21 protein-coding genes and 2 pseudogenes are annotated in these 20,950 nt (G+C 70.8%); 11 read left to right on the forward strand and 12 right to left on the reverse strand.

All coding sequences use genetic code 11. The features are described 5' to 3' along the window. Positions 1-183: 183 nt before the first annotated feature. The 3 genes from H9L09_RS14455 to H9L09_RS14465 all read left to right on the forward strand — a co-directional run bounded on the left by H9L09_RS14455 (position 184) and on the right by H9L09_RS14465 (position 2,848). Positions 184-714 carry a MaoC family dehydratase gene (locus H9L09_RS14455; protein WP_187577585.1) on the forward strand — a complete coding sequence of 177 codons (531 nt, stop codon included), beginning with the start codon at positions 184-186 and terminating at the stop codon, positions 712-714. Between the two features lie 83 nt (positions 715-797). Next, positions 798-2,264, forward strand: coding sequence for a peptide MFS transporter (locus H9L09_RS14460; RefSeq protein ID WP_187577586.1), 1,467 nt, complete (start codon positions 798-800; stop codon positions 2,262-2,264). Then, positions 2,261-2,848: a histidine phosphatase family protein gene (locus H9L09_RS14465; RefSeq protein ID WP_187577587.1), complete on the forward strand. Its 588-nt coding sequence runs from the start codon at positions 2,261-2,263 to the stop codon at positions 2,846-2,848. Before H9L09_RS14460 ends, H9L09_RS14465 begins: the two co-directional genes overlap by 4 nt. Before the next feature lie 39 nt (positions 2,849-2,887). Here the strand turns inward: H9L09_RS14465 and H9L09_RS21680 are convergent, their stop codons facing one another. The 5 genes and pseudogenes from H9L09_RS21680 to H9L09_RS14485 form a co-directional block, all read right to left on the reverse strand. Continuing rightward, positions 2,888-3,043: a hypothetical protein gene (locus H9L09_RS21680; protein WP_223164057.1), complete on the reverse strand. Its 156-nt coding sequence runs from the start codon at positions 3,041-3,043 to the stop codon at positions 2,888-2,890. Positions 3,044-3,138: 95 nt separating this feature from the next. Continuing rightward, positions 3,139-3,306: pseudogene (locus H9L09_RS22670) on the reverse strand (NUDIX hydrolase); the annotation flags it as partial. A gap of 66 nt (positions 3,307-3,372) precedes the next feature. Further along, on the reverse strand, positions 3,373-4,215 hold the full coding sequence (locus tag H9L09_RS14475; protein ID WP_187577588.1) for a hypothetical protein: 843 nt from the start codon (positions 4,213-4,215) through the stop codon (positions 3,373-3,375). A gap of 169 nt (positions 4,216-4,384) precedes the next feature. Beyond that, a complete protein-coding gene (locus H9L09_RS14480; protein ID WP_187577589.1) occupies positions 4,385-5,068 on the reverse strand; it encodes a class F sortase in 684 nt (227 codons plus the stop codon). Between the two features lie 25 nt (positions 5,069-5,093). Continuing rightward, positions 5,094-5,786 carry a hypothetical protein gene (locus H9L09_RS14485; protein ID WP_246456030.1) on the reverse strand — a complete coding sequence of 231 codons (693 nt, stop codon included), beginning with the start codon at positions 5,784-5,786 and terminating at the stop codon, positions 5,094-5,096. A 262-nt stretch (positions 5,787-6,048) separates the two neighbouring features. Between H9L09_RS14485 and H9L09_RS22675 the strand changes: the two are divergent. Continuing rightward, positions 6,049-6,683 (forward strand): annotated as a pseudogene (locus H9L09_RS22675) (DUF6758 family protein). Positions 6,684-6,735: 52 nt separating this feature from the next. Further along, complete coding sequence (locus H9L09_RS14495; protein ID WP_187577591.1) at positions 6,736-7,617, forward strand: PHP domain-containing protein; 882 nt, start codon at positions 6,736-6,738, stop codon at positions 7,615-7,617. A gap of 81 nt (positions 7,618-7,698) precedes the next feature. Here H9L09_RS14495 and H9L09_RS14500 read toward each other — a convergent pair whose 3' ends face one another. From H9L09_RS14500 to H9L09_RS14515, 4 genes are all read right to left on the reverse strand, one after another. Then, entirely contained in the window at positions 7,699-8,229 is a 531-nt protein-coding gene (locus tag H9L09_RS14500) for a hypothetical protein (RefSeq protein WP_187577592.1), read from the reverse strand. Then, complete coding sequence (locus H9L09_RS14505; protein ID WP_187577593.1) at positions 8,226-10,514, reverse strand: EAL domain-containing protein; 2,289 nt, start codon at positions 10,512-10,514, stop codon at positions 8,226-8,228. Before H9L09_RS14505 ends, H9L09_RS14500 begins: the two co-directional genes overlap by 4 nt. A gap of 189 nt (positions 10,515-10,703) precedes the next feature. Then, on the reverse strand, positions 10,704-11,465 hold the full coding sequence (locus H9L09_RS14510; protein WP_187577594.1) for an SDR family NAD(P)-dependent oxidoreductase: 762 nt from the start codon (positions 11,463-11,465) through the stop codon (positions 10,704-10,706). 132 nt (positions 11,466-11,597) lie between these two features. Then, on the reverse strand, positions 11,598-12,023 hold the full coding sequence (locus tag H9L09_RS14515; protein ID WP_223164058.1) for a nuclear transport factor 2 family protein: 426 nt from the start codon (positions 12,021-12,023) through the stop codon (positions 11,598-11,600). A 200-nt stretch (positions 12,024-12,223) separates the two neighbouring features. Between H9L09_RS14515 and H9L09_RS14520 the strand changes: the two genes are divergently transcribed. After that, complete coding sequence (locus tag H9L09_RS14520) at positions 12,224-13,006, forward strand: ParA family protein (protein WP_246456034.1); 783 nt, start codon at positions 12,224-12,226, stop codon at positions 13,004-13,006. 79 nt (positions 13,007-13,085) lie between these two features. Continuing rightward, positions 13,086-13,739, forward strand: a complete 654-nt coding sequence (locus tag H9L09_RS14525) for a L,D-transpeptidase (protein WP_187577596.1) — start codon at positions 13,086-13,088, stop codon at positions 13,737-13,739. 50 nt (positions 13,740-13,789) lie between these two features. Here the strand turns inward: H9L09_RS14525 and H9L09_RS14530 are convergent, their stop codons facing one another. Then, positions 13,790-15,334: a DEAD/DEAH box helicase gene (locus H9L09_RS14530; protein WP_187577597.1), complete on the reverse strand. Its 1,545-nt coding sequence runs from the start codon at positions 15,332-15,334 to the stop codon at positions 13,790-13,792. Between the two features lie 169 nt (positions 15,335-15,503). Between H9L09_RS14530 and H9L09_RS14535 the strand changes: the two genes are divergently transcribed. Next, the gene (locus H9L09_RS14535) at positions 15,504-16,262 is read left to right on the forward strand and encodes a ferritin-like fold-containing protein (protein ID WP_246456035.1); all 759 of its coding nucleotides are present in this window, start codon (positions 15,504-15,506) and stop codon (positions 16,260-16,262) included. Positions 16,263-16,435: 173 nt separating this feature from the next. On the opposite strand, the gene H9L09_RS14540 is transcribed toward H9L09_RS14535, so the two are convergent. Beyond that, entirely contained in the window at positions 16,436-16,654 is a 219-nt protein-coding gene (locus H9L09_RS14540) for a DUF3107 domain-containing protein (protein ID WP_187577598.1), read from the reverse strand. Between the two features lie 21 nt (positions 16,655-16,675). Further along, positions 16,676-17,311, reverse strand: a complete 636-nt coding sequence (locus tag H9L09_RS14545) for a TetR/AcrR family transcriptional regulator (protein WP_246456036.1) — start codon at positions 17,309-17,311, stop codon at positions 16,676-16,678. A gap of 515 nt (positions 17,312-17,826) precedes the next feature. Between H9L09_RS14545 and H9L09_RS14550 the strand changes: the two genes are divergently transcribed. The 3 genes from H9L09_RS14550 (at position 17,827) to moeZ (ending at position 20,915) form a co-directional block, all read left to right on the forward strand. Further along, entirely contained in the window at positions 17,827-18,846 is a 1,020-nt protein-coding gene (locus H9L09_RS14550; RefSeq protein WP_187577599.1) for a hypothetical protein, read from the forward strand. After that, positions 18,797-19,561 (forward strand): class F sortase, encoded by a 765-nt coding sequence (locus H9L09_RS14555; protein WP_246456037.1) that lies wholly within the window; start codon positions 18,797-18,799, stop codon positions 19,559-19,561. The genes H9L09_RS14550 and H9L09_RS14555 overlap by 50 nt, the downstream gene beginning before the upstream one ends. Positions 19,562-19,676: 115 nt before the next feature. After that, positions 19,677-20,915: an adenylyltransferase/sulfurtransferase MoeZ gene (gene moeZ, locus H9L09_RS14560; RefSeq protein WP_187577600.1), complete on the forward strand. Its 1,239-nt coding sequence runs from the start codon at positions 19,677-19,679 to the stop codon at positions 20,913-20,915. Positions 20,916-20,950 lie beyond the last annotated feature (35 nt).

Below are 20,950 nucleotides of genomic sequence, written 5' to 3' on the forward strand. Positions count from 1 at the left end.
GCACCGTCGCAAGGCCGGAGGCGGCGGGAGCTGATCGGCCAAGGCTGTCCCTGCCGCGTGGCCGGGGTCGGCCCCGCCATCGAGTGGGAGAAGCGTTTTTTATCGCTGTCGGGGCCGACCCCGCCCGCGCGTCCGTGACCGTCGTCCGGCATCCTGTCAGCGAGTCGAGGCGAGGAGCAGCGGATGCAGTTCGGGCGGAGCTACGAGGAGTTCGAGGTCGGGGCGACGTACAAGCACTGGCCGGGCAAGACGGTCACGGAGTACGACGACCACTTGTTCTGCCTGCTGACGATGAACCACCACCCCCTGCACCTCGACGCCAACTACGCGGAGAACACCACCCAGTTCGGGCGCAACGTGGTGGTCGGCAACTACGTGTACTCGCTGCTGCTCGGCATGAGCGTCCCCGACGTCAGCGGCAAGGCGATCGCCAATCTCGAGGTCGAGTCGCTGCGTCACGTGGCGCCCACGTTCCACGGTGACACCATCTACGGCGAGACCACTGTGCTGGACAAGTGGGAGTCGAAGTCGAAGGACGACCGCGGCGTGGTGCACGTGGAGACCATCGGCTACAACCAGGACGGCACCGTGGTGTGCGTCTTCCGTCGCAAGGTGATGGTGCCCAAGGACAGCTACCTGGCCGAACGGGGCGGCGAGCAGCCGGCCCGTCCCGCTCCGGTCCCGGACAGGAACTGGCCCGGCCGCGAGGTGTGAGCGTCGTCACGCCCGGGTATCACGCGCCTGACCGGCCGTCTCGATTGGCGGACAACGCGGACATCCTGGCAAGGTGATGCGACGTGACTACTCGGACCACGACTCCTGCACCCACCGGCGAGAAGACCTTCTTCGGTCAGCCCCGCGTCCTCGCCAACCTCTTCGGCGTCGAGATGTGGGAGAGGTTCTCCTTCTACGGGATGCAAGGCATCCTGCTGATCTACCTCTACTACTCGGCGTCCAAGGGTGGCCTCGGGATCGACGAGGGCGTGGCCGCCGGCATCGTGGGGGCGTACGGCGGCGGGGTCTACCTCTCGACCGTCTTCGGGGCCTGGCTGGCCGACCGGGTGATCGGTCCGGAGCGGACGCTGTTCTACAGCGCGGTCGTGGTGATGCTCGGGCACATCTCCCTGGCGCTGGTCCCCGGCCTGGCCGGCGTGGGCCTCGGTCTGGTGCTGATCGCGCTGGGCAGCGGCGGCGTCAAGGCGAACGCCACCTCGCTGGTCGGCTCGCTCTACGACGAGCACGACGAGCGGCGTGACGCGGGCTTCTCGATCTTCTACATGGGCATCAACCTCGGCGCGCTGGTCGGTCCGCTGCTGACCGGGCTGTTGCAGAAGAACTGGGGCTTCCACTTCGGCTTCGGCCTGGCCGCCGTCGGCATGGCGATCGGCCTGGTGCAGTACACCTTGGGTCGCAGCGGCCTGCCCGACGAGACCCGGACGGTGCCGCACCCGCTGCCGGCGGGCTCGGCCCCGAAGTTCGTCGTCGCGGGTCTGCTCGCGGTGGCCGCGATCGTGGTGCTGTGCCTGACCGGTCTGATCAACACCGGCAACCTGGCCGACATCGTGGCCTGGGCCAGCGGGATCGCCGCGGTGATCTACTTCGCGGTGATCCTCACCAGCAAGCAGGTCACCGGTGTCGAGCGCCGCCGGGTCTACGCCTTCATCCCGATGTTCATCGCGAGCGCGGTGTTCTGGTCGCTCTACCAGCAGCAGTTCACCGTCGTCACGATCTACAGCGACAAGCGCCTCGACCGGACGTTCTTCGGCTGGGAGATGCCGGTGTCGTGGGTGCAGTCCATCAACCCGATCTTCATCATCGTGCTGGCCGGTGTCTTCGCGGCGATGTGGACCAAGCTGGGGGACCGGCAGCCCTCCTCCCCGATCAAGTTCGCGCTCGGGACCATCAGCATCGGGGTGTCGTTCCTGCTGTTCATCCCGATGTCCGGAGGCGGGCCCAACAGCGCGCCGCTGCTCGGGCTCGCGGGCGTCCTGCTCTTCTTCACCATCTCCGAGCTGCTGCTCTCGCCGGTCGGGCTGTCGCTCTCCACGAAGCTGGCGCCGGCCAAGTTCGAGACCCAGATGGTCGCGCTGTTCTTCTTGTCGGTGGCGCTCGGAACGGCGATGTCGGGACTCCTGACCGGCTACTACGATCCCAAGAACGAGGTTCCCTACTTCACGGTGCTCGGAATTGCTGCCATCGTGGTGGGCGTGATCCTCGCCGCGTGTGCCCGGCCCATTCGTTCGCTGATGAGCGGTGTGAGGTGAGCGCACCCACCGGAGAAGCCGAGCCCGCCACCGAGCTCTGGCTCGTGCGGCACGGGGAGACGGAGTGGAGCCGCGACCGCAAGCACACCTCCGTCACCGACCTGCCACTGACCGACTCCGGGGTCGAGGTCGCGCACGGGCTGGCCGAGCGGCTGCGGGAGACCAGCTTCGACCTGGTGCTCACCAGCCCGCGGCAGCGGGCCCGTCGCACCGCCGAGCTCGCGGGGTTCGCCGACGCCGAGGTCGACAAGGACCTCGTCGAGTGGGACTACGGCGACTACGAGGGCATCACCACCGACGAGATCCGTGAGACCGTCCCGGGCTGGACGGTGTGGACACACCCCTCGCCGGGCGGCGAGTCGCCGGCTGCGGTGTCCGAGCGGCTCGACCGCGTGGTGGAGCGGGTGCGCGGCACGGTGGGCCGGGCGCTGGTGTTCGGCCACGGGCACGCGCTGCGCGCGCTCACGGCGCGCTGGCTGGACCTGCCGGTGCAGGAGGGGCGGCTGTTCGTCCTGGAGACGGCTGCCCTGAGCGTGCTGGGACAGGAGCGCGAGACCCCCGCGGTGCTCCGCTGGAACGTCTGAGCCAGGCCGGCCGGGCTCGCTGCCGAGCGTCCCTGTACCTCACCCCTGGGCGAGCACGCCCCAGGACACGAGCGTCGGGAGCAGACCAGGCGAGGTCCGCAGGGCCGAGATCTCCTCACGGCTGAACCAGCCGATGTCCGCGGCGTCGTCGGCGGCGCGGACGTCGGCCGGGTCCTGGCCGGGGAGGGAGCGCAACGGAAGTCGCGGACGAGCGCCGTCCCCTGCCCGGGCAGCGGCAGCTCCACCTCGCCGACTGGCTCACCGACGACCACGCTCAGTCCGGTCTCCTCCAGCACCTCCCGTGCGCAGGCCTGCTCGTAGGACTCGCCGGGCTCCAGCCTGCCTCCCGGCAGGCTCCAGCAGCCCTTGTCCGGCTCCTTGCCACGCTGGATCATCAGCAGCCGGCCCTGCTCGTCGAAGACGACGGCAGCGGCGCACGGGACCCGTGGTGCGGACATTGCGCGACTCTAGGCCCAGGCGCCCGCGGCTGCCAGTAGACCGCACGACGTCCGCAGGTGCCCTGGTTACTCGCTCCAGCAGGCGATGACGGCGGCGGCGACGCTGTAGGCGGACTGCTCGGCTGAGAACCCCGGCGGAAACGCGCTGGCGGACAACCCGGTGGCGTCGACGCGAAGAGTCTTGCCGTCCTTGAGGAAGACAACGACGCCGTCGGTCGTCTGGAAGGCGGGGAGACCGAAGTTCTGCATGCCGTCGATGGAGTCCGCGTCGTCGAACTCGGCCCGTGTCTGGGCGAAGTAGGTGGTGCCGGAGGCCTCGTCGGTGGCATCGTGAACACTCAGCTTCAGGTCCCCCTCGGGCAGCTGATAGGTGCAGCTGAACACCTGGTGGGACCAGGTGCTGCTCGAGGCCGGTGGGTCTGAGAGCTGGAAGGTGCGCACGACGGCGTCACGGGTCTCCCCGGAGCAGATCATCTGCGCGGACTCTGAGGGCCGTGAGTCGGTTGCCGTCGCAGAGCTCGACATCGCCGAGTCGCTCATCCGGGATCCGTCGGGCATGGTGTGCTGCTCCTCGCCACCGGCCGTCGCGGTGGAGCAGCCTGCGGTGACCAGGACGGTGGCTGCTGCCAGGCTCCACAGGGTCCAGCGCCGGGGGACGCGCTGGACCAGCACGGAGACCGCGATCAGGATGCTGATGGTTTCGGCGAGGACAGCGGCCATCCCCAGCGGTTCGGTCCAGTTGCCGACGTCGTCACCGAGGTGTGGCAGCGCCGTGGCGCGGGACACGACGTAGGCGGTGACCGCGAGCGCATTGACCACGACGCTGACCGCCCAGACCGGGAGGGTGTCGGCAACAAGGAGGGTGGCCGCCAGTGTGACGCTCACAACGCTCAGTGCGATGAACAGCACACCAATGTAGGGGGCCTCCGCCAGGTGGTGTGGGGTGACCGGTAGATGGGCGGCGGCGACGGCCAGCAGGGCGACTCCTGCGGGCCGTCTCGCCGAGGAGCGAAGTGGCGACCCCGTCCGGCCTGACCGGCGGGCGAATACTCGGTGCGTGCTCATGGAGCGTCCTCGATCATGAGGTCGGGGGGCGGGTGACACGGGTGAGGTGGGCGAAGACCACTTCGTTGCCGGTGTGGTGGCCGATGGCCCGGTCGAAGTCACTGCAGGTGATCAGCCGCAAGGTCGGAGTCCCCAGGTCCCCGCCGTAGACCAGCTTGGTGGGGAACTCGGCCTTGGGGAAGTCGCGCACCGCGTCAACCGTGAAAGTCACCTTGATGCGGTCGCGGCGGAGCACCGTGATCGTGTCGCCGGGGCGCACGTCGCCGAGCCGGAAGAACACCGATGGTCCCTGTGTGCTGTCCACGTGACCCTCGATGATCGAGGGCCCAGGCTGGCCGGGGGTGGGGGAGTTCTCGAACCAGGCGGCTTGGTTCAGCCGCGGTCCGCTGGGGACCGCCAACGTTCCGTCGGGGTTCTTGCCGATCGGGAACACCGGGGAGTCCACCCCGATCGATGAGATGGTGATCGAGACCGGCTCGGAGGCCGGGAGCGGCTTCGCCGGTTCCGGGGAAGGCTCTCCACTCGGTGACGGGGGTTCAGAGACGGCGGGCGGTGCGTGCAGCGTCCCCGCCGCCGAGGGCGGGACCACCGGCGCGGCTCGCTGCGAGAGCGCAGCGATGAGAACCAGCGTGACCCCGAGGGCGACGGCCGCCAGGGCGAGCGCGGTGCGCCCGCCCCGGAAGCTGTCGTGTGACATAGCTGCTACCTCGTCGACCGTGAGATCAGCCGGCGTTGACCGTGGACCGCTTGCGGGTGGAGAACAGCACACCGCCTGCGACGAGCAGGCCGCCTCCGAGCGCGAGAAGACCGGAGTCCTCGATGCCCGAGGTGGAGCCGGTCCCGGTGGCGACCCCTCCGGTCGGCATCGACGTCAAAGCCCCACACAGTGCCGGCGACGTGGCTGCCAGCGGCAGCGAGGGGACCAGGTCGCTCTTCGCGTCCTGGGCCTCCTGGCTCAGGGTGGCGGGGTCGAGACCGTGGACCACGATCACCCCGGTGCCGGCCTCCAGCGCCGACATGGTCTTGCTGTCGAGCGTGAAGGTCCGGTGGTAGTCGACGCTGCCACCGGCCGGCGCGACCTTGAGGTCGGTGCCGGCAGCGGGGCTGGTGTCGCCCTTGGTGCTCAGCGTAACCCCGATCCCGCCGTACGACGGTGCACCCTCGGTGGTGCTGATCACCCCGTCGCCGTTCTGGTCCGCATCCATCGTCGGACACGTGCCCTGGGCGCCGATGTGGATGTGCTGCACGTGCGGGTAGGCGGCGCCGTTGAACTGATCGGCCAGTCCGCTGAAGCTCTCGTCGACAGTGGCCTGGTTCCCGTTGACAGTCATCGTGAAGCTGCCCGAACCGCCCGAGCCGTTGATCGCGTTGAGCGTGGTCTGGTACGTGGTGCCGGTGTCCGCGTGTGCCGCCATCGGCATCATCATCAGCGGCACAGCCGCCGCGGCCAAGGGTGCGAGGAGTCGTAGCGAGCGCTTCATAGGATGTGAATTCCTTCCACCTGTTGTCGCCGGGGCACCCGAGTGGCACGCATCGGCCTGATATGAGGCATTCGGCATGAAGCGGTCTTTGGATTGCTTTCGCGCACATATCTCATTGCGGAGCGGGCGGGCGGCCATCTGGTGGAGCAGCGGCTCGTGCCTTGACGCACCGCACCCGTGCGCATGAGGGTGAGACATGACGCTGGCCGCCGGATGTCCCCGCTGCACCTCGCCCGTCACCGAGAAGAACCACGAGTGGGTCTGCCCCGACCACGGCACCGTGACACCGCTGTGGCGCCCGGACACGGCGGGCTACGAGGACTTCGCCGACCACCTGAACCGGTGCGCCGCGCTGCCGAGCTTCCTGCCGTGGCCGATCACGCCGGGCTGGGCGATCACGGACTTCGGCTGCGTCGCGACGCCGGGGAAGGACGCGCGGGCCGCCTTCGTCTCGTGCGCCGGGCCGACCGACCTCGACGGCGTGGTCGAGGTCACCGTCATCTCCGAGGAGCCCGGCGTGGGCCTCGGCGCCCGGTGCGCGGGGTGGCCCGCACCGACCCGGGCGCGGACATCGGCGACGGGGTGCCGCACGCGAAGGTGAGGGTCAACGGACACCCGATCCCGTTGTGGACGGTCTCCACCAGCGACACCGACGTCACCTTCGACCGCACCGTGTTCGCCGGAGAGGCCCAGGGCCGCTGGCTGTGGCTGGTGCTCCGACCGGCCTCGGCGGCGCTGCTGCTCCAGGACGAGTGGGTGCTCCACGACCTCTCCGACCTGGGGCCGGCGTTGATCGACCTGCCGTTCGGAGGGGCGCCGCCGGCCTGGTGAGCCGCCCCGCGTCCTCCCGGGACCGGGCGTGCCCGGCGTTAGGCTGACCGTCGTGCGGATCGACCTCCACACCCACTCGAACCGCTCCGACGGCACGGACCCGCCCGCGGAGCTGGTGCGCCGTGCGCGTGCCGAGGGCCTCGACGTCCTCGCCCTCACCGACCACGACACCACCCACGGGTGGGCGGAGGCGGCGGCCGCAGCCGAGGAGCTGGGGATCCGGCTGGTGCGGGGCATCGAGATCAGCACCCGTTACGCCGGCTCCGGGGTGCACCTCCTCGCCTACCTCCCGGACCCGGACCACCCCGAGCTGATCGCCCAGCTCGACCGTGTCCTGGACGGTCGCAACGGCCGGTTGCCGGCGATCCTGGAACGGCTGGCGCGCGTCGACATCGACCTCGACGAGGACGACGTACGCCGGCTCGCGGGGAACGCCGCGGCCCTCGGGCGGCCGCACGTCGCCGATGCGCTGGTCGCCAAGGGAGTCGTCGCCTCCCGCGACGAGGCCTTCGCCCGCTTCCTCGGACCCGGTGGCCCGGCCTACGTCAACCGGTACGCCCCCGACGTCCGCGCGATGATCGCTCACGTCACCGCGGCAGGAGGGGTGAGCGTGCTGGCCCACCCCTGGGCCGGCCGCCACGAGCACAGTGCCCTGGACCGGGCCGGGCTCGCCGAGCTCAAGGAGGCGGGCCTCGCCGGCATCGAGGTCGACCACCAGGACCACGACGCGCTGACCCGGCAGCGGCTGCGCGACCTCGCCTGGGACCTCGACCTGGTGCGCACCGGCTCCAGCGACTACCACGGCACCGGCAAGGTCGACCACGAGCTGGGCTGCAACACCACCGATCCCGGGCAGTTCGAGCGGTTGCTCGAGCTGGCGGCAGCCGCCGCCTCCCGGGTGAGCGGCAGCACCCCGGACGTCGTCGGGCAGTGACCCCGGCCTGGCCGTCCGTCGCGGTGGCGCCGCCGGCCGGACCGGGTGAACCCGGGCGTGACCGCCCCGCGAGCCGCCGGGCTAACCGGCGTCCGGGTCGGTGGCCTGTCCGCCGTCGAAGCGCCGCTGGATCTCCTGGGCACGGCGCAGCGCGGCCTCGGCCCGGTGGCGCGCTGACTCCGCCCGCCTGAGGGCCGCCTCGGCCCGGGCAAGGGCGGCCTCCTGGCGGCGCCGGGCGGCCCGGTCGGCGTCGGAGAGGCTGGGTGCCCCGCCCGTGTCGATGTCGGTCTGCTGGCCGTCGAGGAAGTCCTGCACCTCGTCGCGCCCGGTCTGCTCGTCGTCGAGCTGCTTCTGGCGGGTGTCGCGCCGCTCCTGCTCGCGGTCGAGGTCGGACTGCCGGTGCGCGAGGTCGACCCGGGTCGGGAAGGACCCGTCGAGGCCGGACCGTTCCCGGTCGAGGTCGGACTGTTGGCGGTCGAGCCGGTCCTGCTCGTGGTCGGCGATGACCTGCTGTCTCGTCGCGATGCTCTCGTCGAGCTCCGAGAGGGCCTGCTCCCGGTCGAGGTCGGTCTGCGAGTGACTCGCGGAGCGAGGGTCGGGCGGTTGCGTCATGGCTGGTCCTCGGGGTGCTTCGGGGCGAGGGTGGGCAAGAGGGGGGCGGGTCGACCGAGATGGTAACCCTGCGCGTAGTCCACCCCGAGGGCGATCAGCAGGTCGAGGGTGTCGAGGTCCTCGACGCCCTCGGCGACCGTGACCGAGCCGAATCCGCGGGCCAGGTTCACCACGGCCTCGACGACGTGCCGGCTGGCGGGGTTGTGACACAGGTCGTGCACGAACTCGATGTCGATCTTGAGGTAGTCCACGGGCAGCTGCTTGAGGTAGGCGAACCCGCTGTGCCCGGTGCCGAAGTCGTCCAGCGCGACCTTGCACCCGAGGTCGTGGATGCGTTCGACGAACCGGCGTCCGGCCTCCTCGTTCGTGATCACGGCGGTCTCGGTGATCTCGAAGACCAGCAGCGCCGGGTCTGCCGCCGTCGCGCCGAGCCACTGCTCGATGTCGGCGAGGATCGCCGGATCGCTGACCGAGGCGGCCGAGACGTTCACCTCGACGGCGTGGCCGGCTGCGGCGAGGTCGATGGCACGCCGGAGGACCCAGCGGTCGATGTCCCCGATCAGTCCGTACTCCTCCGCGATGGCCAGGTAGTCGCCCGGCGGCGAGAGGGCTCCGTCCTTCTCGACGACGCGCAGCAGGAGCTCGTGCTGGGTGACCGACATCGAGGACAGGGCGACGATCGGCTGGGCGTACAGCAGCAAGCGATCTTCCGCCAGAGCCGTCTCCACCCGTTGGATCCACACGACGGCGCTGAGCTCCTCCTGCATCCGCTCCTGCTCGGCCCGCAGGTGGGTGGCGTCCATGAACACGACGACGGAGCCGTCACTCTCAGCGGACCCCAGCGGAGACACGGTGTAGTAGACGGGGAGGGCGACCCCGTCGCGACGCAGGAAGAGGTCGTCGTCAACCTGGAGCACCTGGGCCTGCTCACGGGCACCGCCGATCGGGCACCCGTCCGCCGGGTGGACGGTCCCGTCCGACCGTCGGTGCCGGGTGATGTCGTGGAGGCGCTGGCCGCGGATCTCGTCCAAGGACCAGCCCAGCATGGACTCCGCGGCCCGGTTCATCAGGGTGACGCCGCCCTCGGCGTCCAGCGCGAACAGTCCCTCGGTCATGCTGTCGGTGACCGTCTGCAGGTGATGGCGAGCGGCCCGGGCGTCGTTCTCGGCGCGGTCCTGGCCCGACACGTCCATCCCGATGCCCAGCGTCCCGGTGACCAGGCCGTCGCCGTTGTGCAGGTCCGTCCACCGCAGGTGCCCGATGAAGGTGGTCCCGTCCTTGCGGGAGAGCTCGAAGCGGCCGTCCAGGACCGCATTGCGCCTCTCGACGACCGATACCGGTCGCGGGTCGGTCAGCTCCGGCACGGTTCGGCCGAGAGCCTCCGCCTGCGACCAGCCGTAGAGATGCTCGGCGCCGGCGCTCCAGCGCGTGATGCGGAAGTCCCTGTCCGTGCCGACCACGGCGACCTTGAACTGGTCGAACACCGCCGACTGGGCCCGTGCTTCTTCCTCCAGGCGCCGACGTTCGGTGACGTCGGTGTGCGTGATGACGATCCGTGCCGGGCCCTCCCCGCTGAACGGCGTCGCCGCGAACGTGAACCAGCGCTGGTCCAGGGCGTAGTCGAAGACCACCGGATCCCGCCGACCGGCCAGCAGAGCCCGGATCTCCTCGCCGGCCCTGCGTGCGCCCGGCTCGTCGGGCGCCCGATCGCAGGCGGCCAGGTAGTCCTGGCCCAGGGGCGAGCTCTGGGGCAGCCCCTGGCGCCTGCCGAACTCGCGCCACGCCTCGTTGACGGCGACGATGTGCCCGCGGTCGTCGAGGACGGCGACGCTTCCCCGGATCGAGTCGATCGTGGCCTGCCAGAACGCGGCAGCCTCACGGGCGGCCCGCTCGGCGCGCTGGAGGTCCGTGAGGTCCCTCCCCGCGGCGTACCAGAAACGTCCGTCGCTGACACCACTCCACGAGATCTCGCGGTAGTCGCCGTCGGTGGTGCGCAGTCGCAGGTTGAGCCCCGCGAACGGCTCGCCGGACGCCTGGGCGCCGAGGTTCTCCAACGCGAGGGGGAGGTCGTCGTCGTGGATCAGATCCCGAAGCCGGAGGCGCGGATACTGCGACGAGCTCCACCCGAGGGTGCGGTGCCAGGAAGGGTTCGCCGCGCGCAGCACCCCCCGGCTGTCGGTCACGACGAACAGGTCGTTCGAGGTCTCCCAGAAGATCCGCGGCAGGCCGCCGAGGTCGAGCAACGCGGTCTCCGGCGTCGTCCTGACGGTTGCCGCGTCAGCCATCGCACGCTCCATGGTCCGTTCCGTCCCTCGTCGGCGGGGTCGTTCCCGATGAACGGAGGCCCCCGCCACAGCGCGCTGCAACGTTCCCCACGCTATTGCGTTACGTGCGCTTTGTCCGACAAAGTCGTAAAGGGCAGGCCATGCTCACATCGGTGCGTCTACCGGAGACGGCTGTCCCGCGGAGCTCCGTCAGCGGCGTCCGACGCCCTGCAGCCGGCCGAGCAGCGACGGCGGGACGTAGCGCGCGAGAGCGGTGAGCGCCTGGTAGCGCCTGCTCGGCACCGAGACCCGCTTGCCGCGCTCGAGGTCGGCGAGCGCGTCGCGCACCAGCCGGTCGGCCTCCAGCCACATCCAGGCGGGCGCCGACCCGCGGCTGACGTCCATGCGCGCGTGGAACTCCGTCTTGGTGAAGCCCGGGCAGAGCGCCATCGTCCGCACCCCCTGCTCGCGGTAGGTCAGGTCGGCCCACTGGCTGAACGAGGTGACGTACGCCTTGGCGGCGCTGTAGGTGCCGCGCGGGAGGAAGCCGGCGACGCTGGACACGTTGACGATCGCGCCGTGGCCCCGCCCCACCATCGCGCCGAGGGCGGCGTGGCTCAGGCGCATCACCGCGGTGACCAGTACGTCGAGCATGTCCTGCTCGTCCTCGACGCTGTTGTCGAGGAAGGGTCGCTTGAGGCCGAAGCCGGCGTTGTTGACCAGCAGGTCGACCGGACGGCTGGGCTCGGCCAGCCTCGCCTCGACCCGGCGCAGCTGCTTCCGGTCGGAGAGGTCGGCGACCAGCACCTCGACCGCGACGCCGTACTCCTGGCCGAGGCGGCCGGCCAGCTCGCGCAGCCGGGTCTCGTCGCGGGCGACCAGGACGAGGCCGTGGCCGCGGGCGGCGAGCTGCTCGGCGAAACAGGTGCCGATGCCCGCGGTAGGGCCGGTGACGAGTGCCGTGGGTGCCATGGCCGCCAGCATCCCAGACCGGCCTCCGAGCGGCCCGCGGGCCCGGTGCGGGTCGACCGGACTGCCCGGACCCGAACCACGAACGGGCCGGTCCTGGCATGCGCGTCCCGCGCCGGGTGCCGCCGGCAGAGCTCAGTGGAGCACGTTGACCCCGTCGCTCATGTAGACGTACATCCGCTTGAAGAGACCGTTCTCGAGGTACCAGAAGTTGCAGTTCGTCAGGTGGACCTCGTCGCCGTCCTTGCCGGTGAGCTCGACGCTGAACTGTGAGGCGATGCGGCTGTTGTCCGGGTCGGCGACGTGCCGGAAGTGCACGTGCCGCATCCGGGCTCGGTAGTTGTCGAAGAGCTCTTCGTACATCGCCTTGATCTCGGCGTCGCGGCCCTGGTGCACGGCGTGCGCGGACTGGATGGTGACGACCGCGTCCTCGGCGAAGCAGCTCAGCACGCCGTCGAGGTCGTAGGTGTCGACGTAGTGGAAGTACCGCTCCACCATGTCGACGAGGTATCCGTAGGTGACAGCGGAACCGAGCGTGGGAAGCGTGGTCATGGCGGTCATGCGGCGACTCCTTCGGGAGCTTGGAAGTGTGAGATTGCATACACTGAACCAGCCGCTTTCGCTCAGGGTCAACGGTTCTCGTCGAGAAATCGAAGGATTGTATGGAATCTGGTGATGGATGGGTCTCGAGAGACTCCTGAGTCGTCCGACCGCCACCTCCTGCACCGGTCCCGACCTCCGGGTCGGGCACAATGGGCCGCGTGACCACGACGCTCGCCATCGCGAACCAGAAGGGCGGGGTCGCCAAGACCACGACCGTCGCCTCCCTCGGCGCGGCGCTCGCCGAGCTCGGGCAGCGCGTGCTGCTCGTCGACCTCGACCCGCAGGCGTGCCTGACCTTCTCGCTGGGCATCGACCCGGAGGACCTCGAGCTGTCGGTGCACCACGTGCTCACCAAGGGCCTCGCCCCGGGGGAGGCGGTGATCGCCACCGAGGACGGCGTGGACCTGCTCCCGGCGACCATCGAGCTCGCTCGCGCCGAGGCCGACCTGCTCACCCGGACCGGGCGCGAGCACGTCCTCAAGATGGCGCTGGAGGACCTGGCGGCGGGGGAGGCCGGCGGTCACGACTGGGTGCTGCTCGACTGCCCGCCATCCCTCGGGGTGCTCACCGTCGCCGCGCTCACCGCGGCGGACGGCGTCCTCATCCCTCTGCAGTGCGAGACGCTCTCGCACCGTGGCGTCGGCCAGCTGCTCGACACCGTCCACGACGTACGCCGGTTCACCAACCGCGGGCTGGAGGTGTGGGGCGTGCTGCCGACGTTGTACGACGGGCGCACCAACCACGCCCGGGCGGTCCTGGACAACATCTCCGAGACCTACGAGCTCGAGGTGATCGAGCCGCCGATCCCGAAGTCGATCCGGTTCGCCGAGGCACCCGCGGCCGGCCGGTCGATCCTGTCCACGGCCCGGAGCAACCGCGGCGCCAACGCCTACCGGGATGTCGCGGCCAACCTCCTCGAGCGGGCCGGGCGCTCCACCTAGAGTGACGAGCATGGCCCGCCCTCGCGCCCTCCCCAGGCCTCGTTACCGGCGTCTCGCCGCAGCGGGGAGCGCTCTGACGGTGACCCTGATCGCCGTCTGCGGCGGCCTCGGCGTGCTGCCGGGCACCGGGGCGGCGCTCGCCGCGGACCGGACCGCGACGCTGACCTCCGTGCCCCGGCCGACGGGGCCGGAGACGGCCCAGGACGTGACGGGGCCGGACCCGGCCGCGCAGGCAGGCGCCCGCGGGGCCGCTGAGCAGGGCCCCGCCCGGACCTCCGCCCGGTTCTCCCATGAGAGCGCCGCTCGTGCCGCCCGGGCCCAGGCGGAGCTGGCGGTGCCGGCCGACAGCGGCAGCGGACGCCGGGTGGTCTTCGACATGGCCGCCCAGCGGGTCTGGCTGGTCGACGGCGACGGAGCGGTCCAGCGCACCTACCTGGTGTCGGGCAGCGTCACCGACAACCTGCAGCCCGGTGAGTACGACGTGTGGTCACGCTCGGAGCAGGCCTGGGGCATCGACGACTCCGGCACCATGAAGTTCATGGTCCGGTTCGCCCACGGCGACCACGCCGCGATCGGCTTCCACGACATCCCGATCAAGGACGGCCGGCTGGTGCAGACCCGCGACGAGCTCGGCTCCCCGCGCTCGCACGGTTGCATCCGGCAGTGGCGGCCCGACGCCAAGGCGCTGTGGCGGTTCGCGCCGGTCGGCACCTCGGTCGTCGTGGTCGCCTAGGACTCGACCCGGGCCGCTGCCCTGGGCCAGGGCAGCGCTACCGCGGCGGTCTACTCGCCGGAGGCGGCGCCGGCCGGCTTGGGGCCGCTGCGCCGACGCCGGTTGCGGCTCCGCTTCGGTGCGTCCTCACCGGTGGCCGACGCCTGCGACGGCGCGGCCGTCGCGGAGTCGGTCGTGCCGGCCGGACTCGTGCCGGCGTCCACGCGCTCGCCCGAACGGGTGCGGCTGCGGCTCCGGCTGCGCTTGGGGCGCTCCTCCCGCGAGGAGTCGGCACCTCCGTCGCGGCCGCTGTCGCGACCCGCGTCACGACCGCCGTCGCGACCCGATCCGCGGCTCGAGCCGCGGCTGGAGTCGCGGCTGGAGTCGCGGCTCGAGGAGCGTGCGGCCGAGGGCTCGCGGGGCTTCTCGGGCACCAGGCGACCCTTGGTGCCCGGCGCGATGCCCTGGTCGTGGAAGAAGTGCTCGCTGTTGGAGTAGGTCTCGGCCGGGTCGTCGAACGGCAGGTCGAGCGCCTTGTTGATGGTCTTCCACCGGGTGACGTCGGCCCAGTCCACGAAGGTGATCGCGACACCGGTGGCGCCGGCGCGGCCGGTGCGACCGATCCGGTGGACGTAGGTCTTCTCGTCCTCGGGGCAGTTGTAGTTGATCACGTGCGTGACGTCGGCGACGTCGATGCCGCGGGCGGCGACGTCGGTGGCGACGAGCAGCTTGGTGTTGCCCTCGCGGAACTTCTTGAGCGCCTTCTCGCGGGCGATCTGCTGCATGTCGCCGTGCAGCGGGAGGGCGTCGAAGCCGCGCTCCTGCATGTCCTCGGCGACCCGCTGCGCCTGGCGCTTGGTGCGGGTGAACACGATCGTCAGCCCGGAGTTCTCCGACTGGAGGATCCGCGCGAGCATCTCCGGCTTGTCGAGGTCGTGCACCTGGTAGATGAACTGGGCGGTCGCGGGGACCGTCTGCTGGGACTCCGAGGACTCCGCACGGATGTTCATCGGGTGCCGCATGTGGGTCCGGGCCAGCGCCACGATCGCACCGGGCATCGTCGCGGAGAACAGCATCGTCTGCCGCGTCTCCGGGGTCCGGCTGATCAGCCGCTCGACGTCGGGCAGGAAGCCGAGGTCCAGCATCTCGTCGGCCTCGTCGAGCACCAGGCACTTCACGTGCGAGAGGTCGAGGGCGCGGCGGTTCATCAGGTCGATGAGCCGGCCCGGGGTGCCGACGACGACATCGACCCCGGAGGCGAGGGTGTCCAGCTGGTTGTCGTAGCCGACGCCGCCGTACACGGTGAGCACGCGGATGCCACGGTCGGCGCTGGCGACCGAGAGGTCACTGGAGACCTGCAGGGCCAGCTCGCGGGTCGGGGCGACGACGAGGGCCTGGGGCTTGCCCGGGGCCGCGAGATCGGCGTAGTCGACGTCGCCGGGAGCGACGGTGCGCTGCAGCAGCGGGATGCCGAAGGCCAGGGTCTTGCCGGTGCCGGTGCGTGCCTGGCCGATGAGGTCGGTGCCCATCAGGGCGACCGAGAGCGTCATCTCCTGGATCGGGAAGGGAGTCGTGATGCCGGCCCGCTCGAGGGCGTCGGCGATCTCGGGGAGCACCCCGAGGTCTCTGAAGGTGGTCAGGATCTTGCCTGTTCTCTGGACGACGTGGTCAATTGTGTCTGCCGAGCCGCGGGGCTCCCGCTCCGTGCCAGGGGGGTTGGCCCCGGGCAGCCGAGCGTCCTGCACTCCACGGCGTCTCCCGCCACTGTATCGCTACGCTGCCGACATGACTGAATCGCCGCAGGGGCCGATGCCGCCCGAGCCTGTCGAGCTCAGCCTCGCCGGGCACGGCGACGTACCCTCCGCCGTCGACGTGGCGTTGCAGGACCCGGCCTACCGGGCAGCCGTCGTCGACCTCCTCGGCGCCATCGCCTACGGCGAGTTCTCGGCCTTCGAGCGACTGGCCGACGACGCGAAGCTGGCTCCGGAGATGGCCGACAAGGCCGAGCTGGCCCGGATGGCGGCCACCGAGTTCGGCCACTTCGAGCGGCTGAGCGAGCGGTTGAGCGAGCTCGGCGCCGACCCGTACGTCGCGATGGCGCCGTTCCGCACGGCCTTCGACGACTTCCACTCCCGCACCGCGCCCGCCGACTGGCTCGAGGGTCTGGTCAAGGCGTACGTCGGCGACGGGCTGGCGGCGGACTTCTACCGCGAGATCGCGGCCTTCCTCGATGCGAGCACGCGCGACCTGATCATCGAGAGCCTGTCCGACTCCGGCCAGTCACGCTTCGTCGTGGACCGGGTCCGCCGGGCGATCGAGACCGACCACCGCGTCGGCGGCCGGCTCGCGCTGTGGGGCCGCCGGCTGATGGGGGAGGCGCTCACCCAGGCGCAGCGGGTCGCGGCGGAGCGGGACGCGCTGTCGGCGCTGCTGGCAGGCGGTGTGGACCGGCCCGCGATGGATCTGGCCGCCATCGGGCGGCTCTTCACCCGGCTGACCGAGAACCACTCGCAACGGATGGACGCGCTCGGACTGGCCGCCTGACCCGGGGGTGCCCGACCTGCGCCGCCTGACCTGAACCCTCTGACGGCGGCCGATCGGCGTGGCACCGGCCCACGGCTGACATCCGCTCCGGGAACGACGACGGCCGCCGTGCCACCAGGCGCCCCGCAGGACGCGCGATGGCCTCGACGGCCGTCCCGGCGCAAGGCCGGGAGTCAGGAGCGGAAGCCCACCTGACCGATGCTGGGGGAGCCGATCTCGACGTAGGCCAGCTTGTCGGCGGGCACGATGACCCGGCGGCCCTTGCTGTCGGTCAGCGACAACATGCCCTTGTCGATCGCCGCCCCGACCGCCTTCTCCACCTCGTCGCCGGGCTGGTCCATGTCGAGAACGAGCTCACGGCTGGCGTTCTGGATGCCGATCTTGACCTCCATCGGAGGACCTCCTGTGTCGAGTCAGTGCTCTGTCGGTTCGTCGGTGCGAGGGAACCCACGGATCCCTCGCCAGGCCAAGCCTGCCACCAGGGTGGCTGCCTGCTCGCGGTCGGTGGTCCCTGAGGCGTCGAGCCAGAACCGGGCAGAGACCTGTGCCATGCCCACCAGCGAGACCGACAGCAGCCGTGCCTGGTCGGGAGGCAGACCGGTGTCGGTGTGGATCACCTCGGTGATCGCCTCCGCGCACTCCCGGGTGACCCGGTCGACGCGCTCGCGCACCGACGGCTCGTTGGTGAGGTCGGACTCGAACACCAGCCGGAAGGCGCCGTGCGCGTTGGCGACGTAGTCGTAGAAGACGTGCATCGTGGCGGTGACCCGCTGCTTGTTGTCGTCGGTCGAGGCCAGGGCCTCGCGGCAGGCGTCGATGATCGTGTCGCACGACTGGTCGAGCAGCGCGAGGTAGAGGTCGAGCTTGCCGGGGAAGTGCTGGTAGAGCACCGGTTTGGAGACGCCCGCCTTGTCGGCGATGTCGTCCATGGCGGCGGCGTGGTAGCCCTGGGCCACGAACACCTCGAGCGCCGACTCCAGGAGCTGGACGCGGCGGGCGTTGCGGGGCATCCGGCCCCCGCGGGGCTTCTGCTCGTGCGTCGTGGTCACGTTGGCCGCTCCTCCTGGGTCGCTGGCCCGCAGCCTACTCCGGGGTAATCCACCCGCCGAGCGACACCCGGAGCGCGGGACGACCGCGTCGGGCGGTCCGGGTGGCGCGGGCGGCGCGGGAATCGCGGGCAGTCGCGGGCAGTCGCGGAGGGAGTCACGGGGCACCTGGGGCGGAAAGCGAAAGTAAAGCGCGGGTAAAAAGATGAAAACGAGGCTGGTTGTCCCGTTTTGCACCGTTGATCCCGGGGAATGGTGTTGCATGTGGCTCCCCCGAGCGGGAGGATGCCACATGAGGGGACGGGTTCGCCGTCTTCGATGTGGGGTTTCTTCGCTGGGGGGCCAGCAGACAGACCCGGGACCGCGCTTCGGTGCGACCCACACCTTCGGGGATCCCACATCGCTACGTGGGGGCACGTGGCTCGTTACACGTGAAGAACGAACAAGGGGTGGGTCCTTTGGGCACGACGTCCAGTCCGTCACGTCAGCTGACGTGGCAGCAACGAGGCGCCGCCGTCATGGCAGCGCTCGGCACTCTCATCATGGCTTCCGGCCTCGTCATCCTCAGCGCCCCCAGCGCGACGGCGACGGGCAACGGCGGCCCTCCCGGCAACAACGGCACCGTCAAGATCGACGGGGTCGACTTCGACACCCACCCGGACAACGAGCCGCACCCCGGCTGCACGTTCCAGGTGGACTTCTACGGCTTCGACCAGGGCGACTACTACGCCACCGTCGTCTTCGAGGACCAGGCGCCGACGGCCGATGCCGGCCTCAGCGTGACCAGCGGCAACACGCATCCCTTCATCGGTGGCGACGACAACTCCGGTGGCGGCAGCGAGGCCGGCCTCGACGCGCAGGAGACCTACACGCTCTCCTTCACCGGGGCCCCGCAGCAGAACCAGGGCTACCACGTCAAGCTGACCATCAACGCCCCGTTCTCCCAGGGCAACGACAGCAAGTCCAAGGTCTTCTGGGTCGGTCCGTGCGAGCAGCCGAGCGAGTCCCCGTCGGAGTCGGTGTCGCCGAGCGAGTCGGTCTCCCCGTCGGAGTCGGTGTCGCCGAGCGAGTCGGTCTCCCCGTCGGAGTCGGTGTCGCCGAGCGAGTCGGTCTCCCCGTCGGAGTCGGTCTCGCCCAGCGAGTCGGTCTCCCCGTCGGAGTCGGTCTCGCCGAGTGAGTCGGTCTCCCCGTCGGAGTCGGTCTCGCCGAGTGAGTCGGCGACCGTGCTGCCGAGCGAGTCGATCTCCCCGTCGGAGTCGGAGTCGCCCAGCGAGTCCGCGACGGTGCTCCCGACCGAGACGCTCTCCCCGAGCGAGACGGTCCAGGGCAGTGAGTCGGCCAACGTGGGACCGCCGCCGGCGATCCTCGGCACCCAGGCTGCGGTCCCGACCGCGGTCGAGGCCGGCCTGGCCGGCAACACCGGTGACAGCTCCTCGCACCAGCTCGCCCAGCTGATGGTGGCTGCGGGCCTGGTCATGCTGCTGGCCGGTGGCTGGCTCGGACTGGGACGACGCGACCACGGTGCCCACGAGGCCTGAGCATCGGACTGAGCACGGCGACCACCGCACCCGGTGGCTCGCCGTGCTCGGCCTGTGCCTGGCTGCCGTGACGGTCGCCCTTCCCTGGGCGGCCCCCCGGCTTCTCGACGAGGCCGACCGGGCGGTGGCACGTTTCGCCGCCGCCCCGGTCGCGGCCCCGACACCTCCGCCGTTCGTCGTGGAACCTTCCGTCCGGATGCGAGCCCGGCCAGCGACCGGCGGGCAGGACGGGCAGGACCCGTCCGCCCCCGCGGTGGCCTCGCCCCGCAGCGGCGTGCCCTTGCGGCTGCTGGTCCCCGAGCTCAGGGTGGACGCCCCGGTCGTGGAGATCGGCGTGACCGACGGCGTGCTCTTCCCGCCCGCCGACCCGCAGACGCTCGGCTGGTGGGGCGAGGGAGCAGTCCCGGGCGCGGCCCGGGGCGGCGCCCTGATCACCGGGCACACCGTCCACACCGGCGGCGGGGCCTTCGACGACCTCGAGACGCTGCACACCGGTGACCGGGTGCAGGTGCGCACCACCCGGGGTCTCATCGACTACGCGGTGACCGGCGTGACCGTCTACCGCAAGGCAGGCCTCGCCCGCGACGCGGCCCGGGTGTTCAGCCAGGACGTGCCCGGCCGGCTGGTGCTGATCACCTGCGAGGACTGGAACGGCTCGGGCTACGACTCCAACGCGATCGTCTTCGCCGAGCGGACCGGCCCGAAGAGCGGCTGAGCGGCACGTTCCAGATGACGGGACGCCGGCAGGCGCGCCGCCGTACAGAGGGAACATGGCAGGAGGCGTCGGTGTTGACACCGACGGAACCTGACCCACACGCTGAGGAGCACCTGTGTCCCTGCCACCCCTGGTCGCACCTGCCGACACGCTGACCAACGACGAGGTCCGTCGCTACAGCCGGCACCTGATCATCCCCGACGTCGGGATGGACGGGCAGAAGCGGCTCAAGAACGCCAAGGTCCTGGTGATCGGGGCCGGTGGCCTGGGCAGCCCGGCGCTGCTCTACCTGGCCGCCGCCGGCGTGGGCACGCTCGGGATCGCCGAGTTCGACGAGGTCGACGAGTCGAACCTGCAGCGCCAGATCATCCACGGCCAGTCCGACATCGGGAAGTCCAAGGCGCTCTCGGCCAAGGAGTCGATCGCCGAGGCGAACCCGCTGGTCAACGTCGTGCTCCACGACGAGCGGCTGGACAACGACAACGTGCTCGGCATCTTCGAGCAGTACGACCTGATCGTCGACGGCACCGACAACTTCGCGACGCGCTACATGGTCAACGACGCGGCGTACTTCTTGAAGAAGCCCTACGTCTGGGGCTCGATCTACCGCTTCGACGGGCAGGCCTCGGTGTTCTGGCCGACGGTCGACGAGTTCGCAGCCGACCTCGAGGGCGCGACGTCCACGGTCTCCGAGGCGCCCTGCTACCGCTGCCTCTACCCCGAGCCGCCGCCGCCGGGCATGGTCCCCTCGTGCGCCGAGGGTGGCGTCCTGGGGGTGCTCTGCGCGAGCATCGGCTCGATCCAGGTCAACGAGGCGATCAAGCTGCTGACCGGCATCGGAGACCCGCTGGTCGGCAAGCTGATGATCTACGACGCCCTCGAGATGGAGTACCGCAAGCTCAAGGTGCGCAAGGACCCGAACTGCGCGCTCTGCGGTGAGAACCCCACCGTCACCGGGCTGATCGACTACGACGCCTTCTGCGGCGCCATCTCCGAGGAGGCCGCCGACGCAGCGGCCGGCTCGACCATCTCGGTCGGCCAGCTCGAGCAGTGGCTGAAGGAGCGCGACACCGGCGAGCGAGACTTCGTGCTCGTCGACGTCCGGGAGCCGAACGAGTTCGACATCAACCGGATCCCTGGCTCGGTGCTGATCCCCAAGGGCGAGTTCCTCAACGGCAACGCGCTCTCCCAGCTTCCGGCCGACAAGCCGGTGGTGCTGCACTGCAAGTCGGGCGTCCGGTCCGCGGAGGCGCTCGCGGTGCTCAAGGGCGCCGGCTTCTCCGACGCCGTGCACGTCGGCGGCGGCGTGGTCGCCTGGGTCAACCAGATCGACCCCTCCCAGCCGTCGTACTGACCCGCCGGCCGGCGCCCCCGGCGCCGCGCTGACGT

This window comes from Nocardioides mesophilus, from assembly GCF_014395785.1.
Taxonomy (GTDB): Bacteria; Actinomycetota; Actinomycetes; order Propionibacteriales; family Nocardioidaceae; genus Nocardioides_B; species Nocardioides_B mesophilus.

Bases quoted from the DNA above. Each gene is read 5' to 3' on its own strand.
- H9L09_RS14500 (WP_187577592.1), bottom strand. From the start codon at position 8,229: ATGACGCAACCGCCCGACCCTCGCTCCGCGAGTCACTCGCAGACCGAC.
- H9L09_RS14505 (WP_187577593.1), bottom strand. From the start codon at position 10,514: ATGGCTGACGCGGCAACCGTCAGGACGACGCCGGAGACCGCGTTGCTC.
- H9L09_RS14550 (WP_187577599.1), top strand. From the start codon at position 17,827: ATGGCAGCGCTCGGCACTCTCATCATGGCTTCCGGCCTCGTCATCCTC.
- H9L09_RS14455 (WP_187577585.1), top strand. From the start codon at position 184: ATGCAGTTCGGGCGGAGCTACGAGGAGTTCGAGGTCGGGGCGACGTAC.
- H9L09_RS14485 (WP_246456030.1), bottom strand. From the start codon at position 5,786: ATGGCGGCACACGCGGACACCGGCACCACGTACCAGACCACGCTCAAC.
- H9L09_RS14515 (WP_223164058.1), bottom strand. From the start codon at position 12,023: ATGACCGCCATGACCACGCTTCCCACGCTCGGTTCCGCTGTCACCTAC.
- H9L09_RS14510 (WP_187577594.1), bottom strand. From the start codon at position 11,465: ATGGCACCCACGGCACTCGTCACCGGCCCTACCGCGGGCATCGGCACC.
- H9L09_RS14480 (WP_187577589.1), bottom strand. From the start codon at position 5,068: ATGTCACACGACAGCTTCCGGGGCGGGCGCACCGCGCTCGCCCTGGCG.
- H9L09_RS14535 (WP_246456035.1), top strand. From the start codon at position 15,504: ATGACTGAATCGCCGCAGGGGCCGATGCCGCCCGAGCCTGTCGAGCTC.
- H9L09_RS14540 (WP_187577598.1), bottom strand. From the start codon at position 16,654: ATGGAGGTCAAGATCGGCATCCAGAACGCCAGCCGTGAGCTCGTTCTC.